This is a genomic window from Acinetobacter sp. ANC 5045 (genome assembly GCF_004331005.1).
GTDB classification, from domain to species: domain Bacteria; phylum Pseudomonadota; class Gammaproteobacteria; order Pseudomonadales; family Moraxellaceae; genus Acinetobacter; species Acinetobacter towneri.
Genome location: NZ_SJNS01000005.1, coordinates 1 through 14,120, shown reverse-complemented (window position 1 = coordinate 14,120; position 14,120 = coordinate 1). Strand labels below are relative to the sequence as shown.

The following is a 14,120-nucleotide window of genomic DNA, read 5'->3' as shown; positions in this document are numbered from 1 at the left end:
TGAGTTTATATGCGTGATTATTTGAAAATTACGCTCCAGTACTGCCTTGATGTCCGTTCTGGAGTGCGAACGGCAGGGCAGCTCGAAAAGCTTGCTGTAAAAAGATTTTTGACAGATTTAAGCCGTTCAAATTTCAATGTTGAATCGTTAGATGAGGAAACACAGGAATTACTTTCAAAATTACGATTCAAGCCAAAGCCTGATATAGATTTTGAGTATGAGTTGAATCCAGAAAGAGCGCATCATGCGCTCTTTTTTATTGAGACCTGTCCACACGTAAAAGGCAAGTTAGCAAAAATTAGACCTGACGGCACACGTCAGCCTTTGATTTTGGAGCCTTGGCAGGTTTTTGCGACATTCAATATTTTTGGCTGGGTAGACCACGAAGGAAAAAGGCGGTTTTTATATGTCTATGTCGAAGTCGCAAAAAAGAACGGCAAGTCGACATGGCTTGCTGCAATCGCACTGTATTTGGGTTTTATTGATGGTGAGATGGGTGCGGAAGTTTACACCGCTGCAACATCGGCAGAACAAGCCAAAATTGTATTTAACGATGCAAAGAAAATGGTTGAGTACTCACCACGAATGCGTGCGCACTTCGGAATTGAATTTTCACAATATACAGTGTTTCAGACCGAAACAAACAGCGTGCTTAAAGCGTTATCACAAGATCGGGGCGGGACAAAAGACGGTCTGAACGTCCATGCGGCCATTATTGATGAACTACATGCGCATAAAACTGCAGATATGTATGACATTGTGGCTAACGGTATTGCTGCACGTGAAGAGCCTCTAATTTTGGCCATTACGACAGCTGGCGATGACACAACAACCAAGTGTTATCAGGAAAGGCAAGTTGTTGTTGATATTCTCAAGAGCAAAGCGGTCCATGAGCAGTATTTTGGCATGGTGTTCTGTTTAGATCGTGGTGACGATTGGCTTGATCCAAAGGTATGGCCAAAGGCAAACCCGAATTACGGGGTGTCTGTGACTGAAAAATATCTGCATTCTGTATTTGAAAAAGTCAAAGTCAGTCCAAAGCAAGAAAGCATTACCCGTCAAAAACACTTGAATGAGTGGGTCGGGGCCGCAGATGGTTGGATTGCACCGATGATTTGGGAGCGTGCAGAGGCTGAAGTCAATGAAAGTGAGTTTGAAGGACAAGTCTGCTTTGGCGGGTATGACCTTGCAAGTCGCTTAGACTTGGCATCTTGGGGGCGTTTACGACCAAGATTGGAAAATGGGAAGGTTCACTGGTATGCATTCAGTAATAATTACATCAGTGAACACGTGGTTGACACCAAAGAATCAATTAACGGTGAAAAACGTCCAGATGAGTATCCTGTTTGGCGTGATCAAGGGCATTTGATTGTTACTGAGGGCAAGACGACTGATTTTGATCGTATTCAGCGCGATATTGAAGATTTTCACACAAACAACCCGTTCTATGAGCTTGGACACGATCCATATCATGCAGGGCAATTGACAGCTCGGTTGCTAGATGAAGGTATTGAAGTGGTTGAGGTTCCTCAAATCTCGAAATTTTTATCTGAGCCGATGCGTTGGATAGAGCAGCTGCTCATGGAGGAGCGCTTACACCACGATGGTGATCCAGTTTTAAAGTGGTGTATGTGTAATGTGATGGTACGCCCAGACGTAAACAATCAAATTTTACCAAGAAAAAATTCTGCAGGTAAAAAAATTGATGCTGCAGTCGGGATAATTATTGCGGCTTCACGTGCCATGCATTATGACAATGAAGATGTTTTTGAATTGGTGGCTGGTGAAAATGATGGAAATATTGATGACTGGTTAAATGACATGATTAAGGTGGCGAAGCGATGAGTAAAAAGCGCGATAAAGCAAAAATTCGTGATAAAACCAATCGCGATAAGCTGAAGGCACGGGGAACTGGGCCGCTGCAAGAAAAAACGGGGGCGACCATTATTGATCGTCCCCGTTCTGGTTTTAAAACTGCAAAACCTGTGTCATTTGACAGTGCAATGACCCTCAGTGCTGTATTTGCATGCGTAAAAATTTTAACAGAGTCAGTTGCAACACTTCCGCTGCAAATGTTCAAGTTAAATTCCGATGGTTATCGGGTGCAGGTGAAAGATCATGATGTGATTCGTTTGTTGTATAACAGGCCAAACCGCTACCAAACCCGAGTAGAGTTTTTTGAGCAGTTGATGCTGAATCTTGTAGCAGGTAATGCATACGTCAAAAAAGATTTCATCGGAAAAAAGCTGGTTAGTTTGCAAGTGATCAACTCAGGTTCGGTAGATCCGAGCATTGGTGACAATGGCACTCCGAAATATAAATGCAGACTGGGCAATAAGACAGTCGAATATACAGATAAGGAAATCTGGCACATTAAATTGTTTGGCACAGGCTTTGTCGGTATGTCACCAATTGCTTATGGTGCGCAGTCCATTGGCATTGGTTTGGCGGGTGTAGATAAAACATCACGTTTAATGTCTAACGGTGCAAAACCGACAGGTGCATTGAAAACTGACAAATATCTGAAAAAAGAACAACGTGATGCCTTACGTGGTGAGTTAGATATTTTAATTAACGGTGATGATGGTGATATGGCAGTGCTTGAAGGCAATATGCAATTTGAGCAAATCAGCCTTACACCCGCAGACCTTGAGTTAATTGAAATTCGTAAACTTTCTGTTGAAGAAGCCTGTCGTTATTTTGGTGTAAATCCAATTTTGATTTTTAGTACTGACTCCAGCACAACATGGGGTAGTGGTATTGAACAACTGGTCGATGGCTTCCATAAATTTGGCTTACGTCCATATTTGGAAAGAATTGAAGAAAGTGCACGTATTCATCTATTGCAAGCGCATGAATGGAATGATTACGAGTTTGAATTCAAGACCAAAGACTTGTTGCGGGCTTCTTATCTTGAGCGAGTGAAGTCAAATAAGGAGCGTATTTTAAGTGGTCAGGCGACTATGAATGAGATTCGTATTGAAGAAGGTGATGCACCTATCGAAAATGCAGACTTCTTACTGGCCCCAGTGAACATGACAACAGCCGAACGTATGAAAAAAGGCACTTATGGAGCGAAAGCTGATGAATCAAAACCTGCTAGTGCGTAATAAAGCACTACCAAATTTGCCGAAAGTTCAATGTCGGCGTATGCCAATTGCCGTGGATAACTGTCGATTTATCAACAAAGATGAAAAGACTGGGATTGTAAAAATTAGCGGTTATGCAGTGAAGTGGGACTCGATCAACTATTACGGTGAAAAATTCATTCGTGGTGCCTTTGCTGAGGTTTGTGCTGCTTTTGCTGCAGGGACAAAAAAAGTTCACTGTTATTACAACCACGGGTGGAGACAGTGGTACGTTGATTCCCGTCTTCCGATGCGAGTGGGGAAAATTACGCTTCTTAAAGAAGATGAAACGGGCCTTTATGTTGAAATTGAATTTACGCCAGGGCTTTCGATTGCTCAGGATGTCGCTGCTATGGTTGTACATGGCACGATTGATGGCTTCTCAATTGCGTTTTATCCACCAAATTCATTGGATATGGAAGATAAAGGCACACATGTAGAAATCAAACGTGCTGACATTTATGAAATCAGTGTCGTTGATGAACCGGCTGACAATGCTGCACGGATTATCAGTGATGAAGCGATTGAAGCAATTGAATCTGAAGAAGATGCAGAAGAGTTACTTCGATCAGTTGGTCTTGTTGGTGATTATGCCAAAAAGTTAATGGCTCGAATTTCTGGAATGCAGAAACCAGAGGAAACTCCGGCACCACCTGAATCTAAAAAAGACCCTTTGGCTTGGTTAGATTCTTAATAAAAATTGTTTAAACAATAACCCGCTTTGAAAGGCGGGTTTTTCATTTTCTATGCATGGAAAAATAGTATGAAAGCACTTTCAAAACAAACAGTGGCATTGGCTATGGCTGCAATCGCTGCTCAACAGTCTCAACCTCAATCGCCATTTTTGGGGTTAAATCCACGTGATACCAAAACTGCCAATGACTTTGAACAAGCTTGTGCTGATCTGGCTGTGCGAAAAAAACAGCTTGATGATTTGATTACTCGTTATCAGGATGGCATCAAAAAATTAGATGATTTACCTGACAATATTAAAAATGACTTAGAAGCACGCTCTAATGACATTAAGAAGTTATCTGGTGAAATTGAAGATCTACAACAAAAATTGGTAGATGGTGTGCAACAGCGTGGTGCAAATCCAGATTCTGTTGCGGGTATTCTAATTCGCAATAAGAATATTGTAGACCAAGCTCAAGCAATTACCCGCGCCAAAGGCAAATTCCAGTTTGATGATCTGCATGCACGAAATATTGTAACTTTGGCGGGGCTAGGTGATACAGCACAATTTGCACAGAGCTCCATTCCGACACCAGAGCGTGCTCTGACTTTATTGGATCTGATTGCGTTTACTCCAGTTCAAAATGAGCTTGTGCCGCTATTCCGTGAATCGGCATTTGACATCATGGCTGATGAGGTTGATGAAGCCGCAGAAAAGCCAGAATCAAATTTGGAATTTGGTGTAGTTGACCTTAAAACAGGTACGATTGCACACTGGATCAAAGTATCGATTCAGCTTATTTCTGATATGCCAGCGCTTGCAGCATATATTGAAGGCCGTATGGCTTACGGTGTACGCCTTAAACTTGAAGCGAAAATTGTTCGCGGTGATGGTCGTGTGTCCGGTGCTCGTTCATTCATTGGTCTGATCGAAGATGGTACGCATTTAACTGTTGCTGTAAAGGATACGGACACGGCAATTGATGTACTAAACCGCAGTAAATATAAAGCGGGTGCAGCCGGGATTCTGCCGGAATACATTTTATTGAATCCTGAATCATGGGGTGCAATTGAACGTATTAAAGGCACTGACGGTCACTATGTATTTGGTGCACCAGGTGCAGCAGTTCAGCCAGTGCTTTGGAATTTGCCTGTGATTTTGACTGCTGCAATGCCAGTGGGTGGTTACTGGACTGGTAATATTACCTTAGGTGTTTCAGCATACATTCGTGAAGAAGTCGCAGTTGAGCTATCCACTGAAGATGGTGATAACTTCCGTAAAAACTTGTGTACGGTACGTGCAGAAATGCGTGCAGCTTCAGGTGTTTCAATTCCTGATGCTTGCGTTGCTGGAGATCTGCCAGCAATTGAAGAAATTGATGCGCCTGTGATTGTTGTGAATACTGTTGCAGAACTCAGCGGTACCGCTGAACCAAATAGCGTCATTATTGTACGTGTTGGCAGCATAGCAAAAGCATCAACGGTTGCTGATGCCACTGGTGCTTGGAGTATCGAACCAAATCCATTGGCCGCAGCTGAGGAAGCGAAGGTCATTGCAGTACTAGGCGCAGCGGTTTCTGAAGCTGTAGATGTGGTCGGTCCAGCATAATAAAACTTTAAAAGAGAGCCCCTGTTTAGGGGCTTTTTTTATACCTACTTTTATGTCGCAAAAAGGCTATTTTTATGAGTAATTTAATTAACTCCACCATTGTCAAAAAGCAGCTACGTGTCTTGCATAATCGTGACGATGATTACATTGGATTACTCACCAAAGCAGCTTTAAAACATATTCAAAATTTCTTAGATCGACCACTTGAAGAGGTGACGGTTAATGGTGAATTACATGAAGATTTGACCATTGCTGCTTTGTTGATCATCACTGATATGTACGAGAACCGAGCAGCTCAAACTGAAGTCAATTTGTACGTCAATCAAGCAGTAGAGATGTACATGCTGCCATACCGAAAAATGGGTGTGTGATGTTGGGTAAGTTAAAAGAATGGTTTCAGTCATCCCCTGTATGCAAGTGTAGGTCCTGCGCTTTAGTTCGTGCAGGGTGGGGTTATGCACCATGTCGTGAAAGACCTAAGTCGGAATTCAGTCCACCAAAAAAGCCATAGGTGATTTATGCAATCAGGAAGCTTAAACCAATACATTGAAGTCCAAAGTAAACGACCAGTTTTAAAAACCGATGGTAGTAGTGACCGTGAAACATTATGGACCACTATCTTTCCTATTTATGGCCGTATTGCAGATGCTTCAGTTCGCGATTTTATTTCTGCACGTAAAGAACAAAAGGTTATAGCAACTCGCATTGTGTTACGTCAGGATGATATTGAGCCAAATACAGACTGGACTAAGTGTCGTTTGCTTTGTGATGGATTGTATTACCGCATTATTGCACTATTACGTGATAATAAAACTGGGCGTGAATATATTACTTTGGTATGTGAATTAGGGGCATATACATGGCAGGATTTGTAATTGAGGGTTTAGAAGATGCCCTTAAAAAAATGGATGAAATGACCAAAAATGTAGCCAAAAAACATGTAAAAAAAGCACTTCGAGCAGCTGCAAAGCCCGTTTTACAATCTGCCAAGGACAATGCTAAAAAAATTGATGATCCTAAAACCAGTGCTGATATTTCCAAAAATTTGGTTATACGTGCAGGTAAAACCAGTGATAAAAATTCGTCAAAAGTCCGTATTGGTGTTAAAGGAGGTGGTCAGTTTTGGCGAAGTAATAAAAATGTGCAACGTAAAGGCAAGCCACGACAGCCAAATCCGCATTACACCCCTGTGGAAAATGACACCAAACATTTTTGGCTAGTGGAGGTTGGGACATCGAAAACCAGAGCACAGCCCTATATGCGCCCAGCATTGGAATCTAATATTCAAAATGCGACAGATGCCTTTGCTGAAAAGTTACAAGCTGATTTGATGAGGGATATTAAATAATGCTTATTATCCCGCTATATGATTTATGTGCAGTCGATACGGAATTGGCAACATTGCTTTCTGATGGTGTTGGCTTAAAAGTTGGTGAGTTTGATGCCATCAACATGAATGATGCGCCTTATGTATGTTGGCAAATTATCAGTGCAGATCCAGAGCAGTATTTATCTGGAGTGTCAGATATGGATGCGCTATATGTGCAAATTGATATTTATGCCAAAGATAAAGGTACTACACGGAAAATTGCCAAGTTAGTGCGCAAAGTTATTGAAGAAAATTGTTCTATTGAGGATTTTACTGGCTGCGAGTTGGAGCCAGAAGTCAATTTGTACCGTATTCGGATTGAAAGCCGATGGTTAGAAGAACCTTTTTAAAAAGACCGATCTGAAAACCTTGATTTTACTATTTGTTAAGACATATATTCGAGCTGAGATTAGGGGGGATTATGAAAAATATGATTTTTATAATGGCATGTTTAATTAGCATGCCTGTGTGGTCTGCATCTAATGATAAAGATGTAGATCAAAGTTGTCGTATATATTTGAATATTGCTGAAATAATCATGGATGGCAAGAATAGTGGAATTCCATTGTCCAGAGCTTTGGAGATGAATGATCAGACTAATAAAAAACAAAAAAATGCAGCAATGGAAACTATCGTGCGCGGTATGATTGTGGATGCTTATAAGCAACCGACTTATTATAGTGAAAAGATGAAAATTGACCAGCGGAATGAGTTTGCAGCCAAATATTATTTGGCTTGTATAGAAGTTCTTATGTGAGATTATTTAATAAAAGCAGCCACCTGAATAGGTGGTTTTTTTTTGCATGGAGAAAAGTATGGCACGACGTACACAAGGCACCGACATTTGGTTGGTAGATGAATCGATAACGACACCAGGCGAATTTGAACTGGTAAAAGTTGTAGGGGCTTTGAATTTTAAGCCTGGTACTGATTCAAAGGAACGTATTGAAGTTACACCTTTGGATGAAGAAGAAAGTAAGAAATATATGGAGGGTGGTGGCTTAAAAGATACTGGTCAAGCAACATTTGAACTGAATGCAGATCCAAAAGAGGCTTCACATGGTCGTTTATACGATTTAGAAGTTTCAGGCAAGGAGCGTACTTTTATTGTGGGATGGGCCGGTAAAAATAAAGGTGAGGCAAAAAGTATTGTACCAACAGTGGAAGCTGCAACAGGTGCAGTGACCTTACCTGATGGTCGTAGTTGGAATAAATTCACGGGTTATATCGATTCTTTCCCGATGGATATTGATGCCAATACCGTAGTGAAAACTACAGTCACTATTCAGCGTAGCACCAAAGTTGAATGGATTCGTGAAACTGCTTAAACCCTAGCCCCGAAAGGGGCTAATTTTTTGGATTAAACCATGAAAAAAAAATTGAGCTTAGCCGATATTAAAGCAGGCATTTTAATAGATACACCCGAAAAGATAACCGTAGAAATTATGGTGAGCGGTGAGCCTTGCGAATTTGAAACCCATATTAAAATTATGGACTATTCAACTGCCATCGCACAGATGCAAGCCAATCAGGAAAATAAGGAAGCATTGGCCAGTATTCTAGCGGATTGTATTGTAGATGAAAAAGGTGAACCTGAATTTACCGAAGCTGAAATTCGTAAGCACTTTAGCAAGCCGTTGATTGATGCAGTTTGGGCAGAAATTTTGAAGAAGAACTTTTTGGGAAAGGTTACAGCGAAGCAGAGTTTGAAGGAGAAGAATTCTGGGCAGAGCTTGTCCTCAACGGCATTGGAGGCAGAACCATTGCCGAAGCCAAGCGAAACCTTAGCCACAGAGAATATATCTACTGGTGGCAATACAGAAAGCGCAGAGGAAGCTTAAACTTTGGACTGAGGTTTGAAGAAGTCTTGGCAGGATTGAAATTTATGTATGCCAAGGCAGAAGGCTTTCAGGTTGAAGATGAATATGACTTTTTACCGCACCATGATGCGCCTGAAATTAGTTTTGAAGAGGCAATGCAGCAGTATAGTGGTGAATAGCTATTTTAAAATGAAGAAGCCATCATAAGGTGGCTTTTTTATGTTCTGTTTGTTAGATTCATGTGAATAATTTTAAAGGGGAATTCATATGGTAAAAATATTCATTACAGGGGTCTTAAGCTTTGGATTAATTGGTTGTGCTACTCCTGTATACAATTATCAAGCAACACCTAAACATGTAAGCAAACCACCTATTGGTTCAGTTAATACTGCTTATGTTGGCGATAAAATGTTAGAACAAGGTGTATTGGTAGACCGAGATGTTTTGAGTATTCCTGCTAATACAAAAATAAATTTCGCATATTCCTTATCTGCTGGTTACTACCAAAAAGTTGGGCAGGATAAGAAAGGTAGTTACTATAATCCGGTCAATAATATTTCTAATGGTGGCAATGTTCAAAAGATGGCAATTGCTGATCCATTTAAGGCTGTAATGTTAGGTTTGGATGGTAAGTTATGTGTGATTACAGTATTTAATGCGAAAAATTGTACTGATCAGCATTCTGCATCACATACTTCTATTGGTGTTGCAATGGACAACTCATTTCAACAAACACTTATATATAGTGGAAAAGTTGGAAATAAGATAAATATTGGATATCGTGAATTTTCAAGCAATATGGCGCGTCCAGCGTTTAATAATGATGTTGAATATGATTTGAATGAATCGCGTCAAATTGGATATAAGGGTGCTTTATTAGATATTATTGATGCTAATAATCAAAGTATTACTTTTAAGGTTTTGAGAAACTTTAATAAACCAAATTAATCTCAGTCGAAAATACATGAGAAGTACATGACCCTGCAAATGCAGGGTTTTTTTATGTCTGGAGAAAAGTATGGCAACAGCTTCATTAGGTCGTTTAACCTTAGATTTAGTGGCGCAGATCGGTCAGTTTGTCGAGCCGATGAACAGAGCGGAACGCAAAGCCAAAGAATCGACAGATAAAATGGGTAAGGCTTTCTCCAATTTTAAAGACCAGATGAATCAATCATTAGGTGGTTCTCAATTTGGTTCTGCTCTTGATGGTGTATTGGGTAAAGTAAATGGCTTGCGTGGTGGGGTTGTTGCTGCAAGTGGTGCATTGGCTGGCATGGCTGTTGGTGGTGCTTTAATTGGTGCTGGTGCATTGATACAGATGTCGATAGAGACAGCCAAAGCAGATGCACAGTTACAAATGCTGGCAGACCGTGCTAACACCAGTGTGCAAAACTTTCAAGTTTTAGAACAAGCATCTTTAGGTTTTGGTGTTTCACAAGATCAGCTTGGCTCTATTCTTGCGGACGTTCAAGAAAAATTGGGTGAGTTTAGTGCAACTGAGGGTGGTGGTGCTGCGGACTTTTTTGATGCATTGAAAAATAATACCAAGATGACTGAGGATCAAATCAGATCATTTGCAAAAACATTACAAGGCAAAGATGGTGTTGAAGCTATCCAGCTTTTAAATAATAAAATGGATGAATTAGGTGTAACCAGCCAAGAACGTCGATTTGTTTTTGAAAGTTTGGCGTCTGATTTGGGAAACCTGGCTCCTTTGTTTGCCGAAAATGGGCAATTATTAGAAGAGTACGGAAGAGCACTTGAAGAGGCTGGCGTACTTAAAACAAAAGAAAGTATTGAGCAATCCCGACTGTTAGCAGCACAAACGCAAGTTCTTGATATTCAATTCCAAGGTATGAAAAATCAACTTGTAAGTGCTGTGATGCCAGCAGTATCTAACTTAATGGGATTGTTTGTTGATACCACAAATTCAGCGGTTGGCTTGGATAGTGGGGTATCTATTGTAAGCATTGGCATGAATGCATTTGCTGGAGTTGTAGTTACTGCTGCGGGTGTATTAAAAACATTGTTTGTGATTTCTCGCGAGTCTATGGTCCAACTGATTAATGTTGGTTCAACACTATATGGTGTAGTGACAGCAGGTTCATTTAGTGGGGCAGTTGATGCTCTTAAAAATGGTGCGGGTGTTGTAAAGCAGTCATGGTCAGCTATTGCAGATACTGCTTTAGACAGCGGAAAAAAGGCGATAGATGCTTTTGCTGGAACTGCAAGTGCGCAAAATAAACTGACGCAAGCGATTTTGAAAACCACAGCAACATCTCAGCAAAATAGTGCAGGCTTGAAAGTAAATACTAAACAGGCTGAAGATAATGCTAAAGCTAAAGAAAAAAGTTCTAAAGCAACATCAGCGTTATCAAAAGCTGAACGTGAATATAACAAGGTTCTAGAAGAGCGTGAGCGGATTAAATATGACTACGCTTCTAGTGATGATCAGCGTCTGCTCGATTATCAAAAAGAGGTTCAGAGGCTAACTAAGGCGGGTGTAAGTCAGGAATATTTTACTGCAGCTAAAACCCGCTATGAGCAAGAGAAAAAGCTCATTTCCATGCAGAATGATTATGACCTTGTTCAGCATAATTTAACGGATCAACAGAAGCTTGAAAATACTTTTAAAATCAAGCGTCAAGAAATTATTGCAGACAAGAAGCTTAGTGATGATCAAAGAAAATTGAAAATAGCTTCGCTTAATCAACAATATGCTTTGGAGAAGAAGGAAGCCCAGCTCAAAGAGCAAAAGCAGCTTCTTGAAACCAAAAAGGCATATATGTCTGCTGAAGACTATGCCCGTGAATATTATGCATTGGTTCGTGAAGAAATTCTCAACACAGCAGAATACTCACCTGAGATGAAAAATGCGCTAGTAAAGCAGGCGAATATTCAGCAGGGGGTAGAAGAAAACTCCAAGCGTGAACAGGTTTGGAGTGATTATCAGTCCATGATGGGGCTTGAAAAGTCTCCGTATCAGCAAGACATAGATTTACTTGCCGAAGCTCGTAAACAGATGTTGATTACTGAAGAAGAATATCAGCAGCAGCGCTTAGGAATGCAAATGGCTTATGGTGCTCAGTATGGTGCTGATTTTGCGGGCATGATGATGGGCTTAGTAGATTCTTCAAGCACAGCTTATGCTCTTCTTGGCGGTATTCAAAAAGGTGCAGCGCTATTTTCAACTGCGATGAATAGCTATGCCGCTATTTCAGCTGCTTGGGCATCTGCACCATTTCCATATAATTTGCCTGCAGTTGGTATTGCTACCATGGAGACGGGGTTACTTCAGGCTGCAGTATCTGCATTAAGCCCAGTAGGATATGCATCTGGCGGTTATACAGGGCATGGTGGTAAGTATGATCCAGCGGGTATCGTTCACCGTGGTGAAGGTGTTTTAACTCAAGAGGAGATTGCTGCTTTGGGTGGTCCAGCTGGCTTTTATGCTTTACGTCAGTCTATTAAAAATGGCTTTGCAGATGGTGGTTTGGTGCTTGATGCTCCCAAGTTGGAAAGCCCTAGAATGGCAGCAACACCGAAATATTTAGGGCAGCCAACAGCGGTACAACAACCAAACGTCAACCTAAACCCGAACTTTGTGATTGTGGATGAGCGTGAAAAACTTGGTGATTACTTGTATAGCCCAGATGGCAAGAAAGCCTTTGTGAAGTTCTTTAAGCAGAATCGCAGAGAATTAGGATTTGCATGAGCCCACTTCGGTGGGTTTTCTTTTTATCAATTTCAGGAATTTAAAATGAAAACATTAATTGCTTTTGGTGTGGGTATCGCTCTTGGGTTTTGCTTTAAAAAGGCGGAGCAGGCTAAAAAGCCCAAATTTATCATAGTTGATGATCGTGATTCTCTTGGTGAGTATATTTTTGGCGATGAAGGTAAAGAAGCATTTAAGAAGTTTTATAGGGGCCAAAATCTGGATTTATAAACTATTATTGCTGGTTTTGTAGATCAATAAATGAAATATCTGGTTTTTCACCATTCAAGCAGCATAGAATGTATAAAAAATTACCGATGTTTATTCTATGAGTTCCATTCAACCCAAATCAAAGCTTGAAGAGATAGCAAATATTTTTGCTAATGAATCAATCAAGTTTGATCTCAAGCCGTTTGGTGAGGGATCTAGACTTATAAGCAAGTATAGAAAAAGTATGAATGAACTTATGTCGTCTGATCCATATGAGGCCTATACAGGCTTAGGCGTGCTTAGTGCTTATGAGAATAAATACAATCTTGCTCTACAGTATTTTTACGCTGCTCAAAGGCTGGACCCAACATCCCGATCCCCAAGAATAAATATTGCTACCTGTATGCTACTTGAGGGGGACTTGGATAAGTGTGTTGACACTTTATTAAACGCGTTAAATGACTTTCCAAATGAACCAATGGTTGTCAGCACTACGCTTAAGGTTTTATCTATGTTCTTTTATTTTGATGAAATAGATCGTCTTAAAGGCGAAGGTCGAAATAATTCTTCTCTTTGTAGGGTTGCTGCTGAAGAATTGGAAGATACTCTTGATGTTATGGACTTCATTAAATCTACAGATATCGACCTAAGCGTATTAAGAACTATGAAGGTCTTAGCTAATCAAGAGTTTTTCTCAAAGTTCTCTATAAATTCCTCATATGTATCAAACTACAATGTGGATTGTGATGATGTAAAGTTTGATGAAGTTGTATACATTTCACCTGAATTATTTGGAAATATGAGTGCGGAAAAAGATTCTGTAATTTATGCAATGAATGAATCATTACAGGAAAAATTTGTCGATTTAATGATGCATTATTCATTGCAGGAAAATGCGGAAACACTTTTAAAAAGCTTCAGAAATATTTCTATCTATTTTTTAGCTGATTCAAGAATTAAAAAGAGTTAATCAATGGATTGTAAATTATTTGATGAGATTGCAGATCATATATCTAAGTCTGGATACGAAGAAATAGAATGTCGCCGAAGAACCAGCTCAGGCAGGCATTACTATTTTATCTATCATACTGTTAAGGACTGGCTGACCAAAAACCATCCTGAAGTAATTAAAAATATGGGCGGCAGCAGCCATGAAAAGTTACAATTTTGCATGGAACAGCTCTGTATTGATTGCTCGGATAAGAAGTTTGGCATGTTAGCTTTAAAGCTTAAGACGCTACACAGAATAAGAGTTCATGCTGACTATTATCTGGATGATGAATTCTCGGAAGGACAAATAACGATGATCAAGAAAGAAAAAGAACGAGTTTGTGAACTTCTTAGAGAGCTAGAGACAAAAAGCTAAATAGCTTGGCGATATTTTTCAATATTTAATTTTCACCGCCAAATAGGCGGTTTTTTAATGCCTGAAATTTGAGGACAAAATGAAAATGCAAACCAAATACGGTGAGGTGCATGTATTAGCAAATTGCCCTCTGCTTGATTCTACTGAGCGCCTAGAGTGGATGACAGAAGTGCATGAATCTTTTGATAGCACTGAATTGCGCTATCCACTTCGTGATGCACCTCGCCA

Annotated in this window: 16 protein-coding genes; all 16 read left to right on the top strand. The window is 40.3% G+C overall.

Going from position 1 to position 14,120, the window contains the following annotated elements:
- The first annotated feature begins 9 nt into the window (after window positions 1-9).
- The 16 genes from E0H79_RS05780 (at window position 10) to E0H79_RS05705 (ending at window position 13,892) form a co-directional block, all read left to right on the top strand.
- Window positions 10-1,845 carry a terminase large subunit gene (locus E0H79_RS05780; RefSeq protein ID WP_131261121.1) on the top strand — a complete coding sequence of 612 codons (1,836 nt, stop codon included), beginning with the start codon at window positions 10-12 and terminating at the stop codon, window positions 1,843-1,845.
- Window positions 1,842-3,110 carry a phage portal protein gene (locus E0H79_RS05775; protein WP_131261120.1) on the top strand — a complete coding sequence of 423 codons (1,269 nt, stop codon included), beginning with the start codon at window positions 1,842-1,844 and terminating at the stop codon, window positions 3,108-3,110. The genes E0H79_RS05780 and E0H79_RS05775 overlap by 4 nt, the downstream gene beginning before the upstream one ends.
- Window positions 3,085-3,822, top strand: coding sequence for an HK97 family phage prohead protease (locus E0H79_RS05770; RefSeq protein ID WP_131261119.1), 738 nt, complete (start codon window positions 3,085-3,087; stop codon window positions 3,820-3,822). Before E0H79_RS05775 ends, E0H79_RS05770 begins: the two co-directional genes overlap by 26 nt.
- A 69-nt stretch (window positions 3,823-3,891) precedes the next feature.
- The gene (locus tag E0H79_RS05765; protein WP_131261118.1) at window positions 3,892-5,412 is read left to right on the top strand and encodes a phage major capsid protein; all 1,521 of its coding nucleotides are present in this window, start codon (window positions 3,892-3,894) and stop codon (window positions 5,410-5,412) included.
- Between the two features lie 74 nt (window positions 5,413-5,486).
- Complete coding sequence (locus E0H79_RS05760) at window positions 5,487-5,783, top strand: head-tail connector protein (protein WP_131261117.1); 297 nt, start codon at window positions 5,487-5,489, stop codon at window positions 5,781-5,783.
- A 147-nt stretch (window positions 5,784-5,930) separates the two neighbouring features.
- On the top strand, window positions 5,931-6,287 hold the full coding sequence (locus E0H79_RS05755) for a head-tail adaptor protein (RefSeq protein ID WP_131261116.1): 357 nt from the start codon (window positions 5,931-5,933) through the stop codon (window positions 6,285-6,287).
- Complete coding sequence (locus E0H79_RS05750; RefSeq protein WP_131261115.1) at window positions 6,272-6,760, top strand: HK97-gp10 family putative phage morphogenesis protein; 489 nt, start codon at window positions 6,272-6,274, stop codon at window positions 6,758-6,760. The genes E0H79_RS05755 and E0H79_RS05750 overlap by 16 nt, the downstream gene beginning before the upstream one ends.
- A complete protein-coding gene (gene gp17, locus E0H79_RS05745; RefSeq protein WP_131261114.1) occupies window positions 6,760-7,131 on the top strand; it encodes a tail completion protein gp17 in 372 nt (123 codons plus the stop codon). The genes E0H79_RS05750 and gp17 overlap by 1 nt, the downstream gene beginning before the upstream one ends.
- A 71-nt stretch (window positions 7,132-7,202) precedes the next feature.
- The gene (locus E0H79_RS05740) at window positions 7,203-7,538 is read left to right on the top strand and encodes a hypothetical protein (protein ID WP_131261113.1); all 336 of its coding nucleotides are present in this window, start codon (window positions 7,203-7,205) and stop codon (window positions 7,536-7,538) included.
- A gap of 58 nt (window positions 7,539-7,596) precedes the next feature.
- Complete coding sequence (locus E0H79_RS05735) at window positions 7,597-8,109, top strand: phage tail tube protein (protein WP_131261112.1); 513 nt, start codon at window positions 7,597-7,599, stop codon at window positions 8,107-8,109.
- A gap of 39 nt (window positions 8,110-8,148) precedes the next feature.
- Window positions 8,149-8,622 carry a phage tail assembly chaperone family protein, TAC gene (locus E0H79_RS05730; RefSeq protein WP_131261111.1) on the top strand — a complete coding sequence of 158 codons (474 nt, stop codon included), beginning with the start codon at window positions 8,149-8,151 and terminating at the stop codon, window positions 8,620-8,622.
- Between the two features lie 246 nt (window positions 8,623-8,868).
- Complete coding sequence (locus tag E0H79_RS05725; protein ID WP_131261110.1) at window positions 8,869-9,549, top strand: hypothetical protein; 681 nt, start codon at window positions 8,869-8,871, stop codon at window positions 9,547-9,549.
- Between the two features lie 325 nt (window positions 9,550-9,874).
- Complete coding sequence (locus tag E0H79_RS05720; protein WP_131261109.1) at window positions 9,875-12,316, top strand: phage tail tape measure protein; 2,442 nt, start codon at window positions 9,875-9,877, stop codon at window positions 12,314-12,316.
- Window positions 12,317-12,361: 45 nt separating this feature from the next.
- The gene (locus E0H79_RS05715; RefSeq protein WP_131261108.1) at window positions 12,362-12,547 is read left to right on the top strand and encodes a hypothetical protein; all 186 of its coding nucleotides are present in this window, start codon (window positions 12,362-12,364) and stop codon (window positions 12,545-12,547) included.
- Window positions 12,548-12,644: 97 nt separating this feature from the next.
- Window positions 12,645-13,496 (top strand): tetratricopeptide repeat protein, encoded by an 852-nt coding sequence (locus E0H79_RS05710; RefSeq protein WP_131261107.1) that lies wholly within the window; start codon window positions 12,645-12,647, stop codon window positions 13,494-13,496.
- 3 nt (window positions 13,497-13,499) lie between these two features.
- Window positions 13,500-13,892: a hypothetical protein gene (locus E0H79_RS05705; RefSeq protein ID WP_131261106.1), complete on the top strand. Its 393-nt coding sequence runs from the start codon at window positions 13,500-13,502 to the stop codon at window positions 13,890-13,892.
- Window positions 13,893-14,120: the final 228 nt, after the last annotated feature.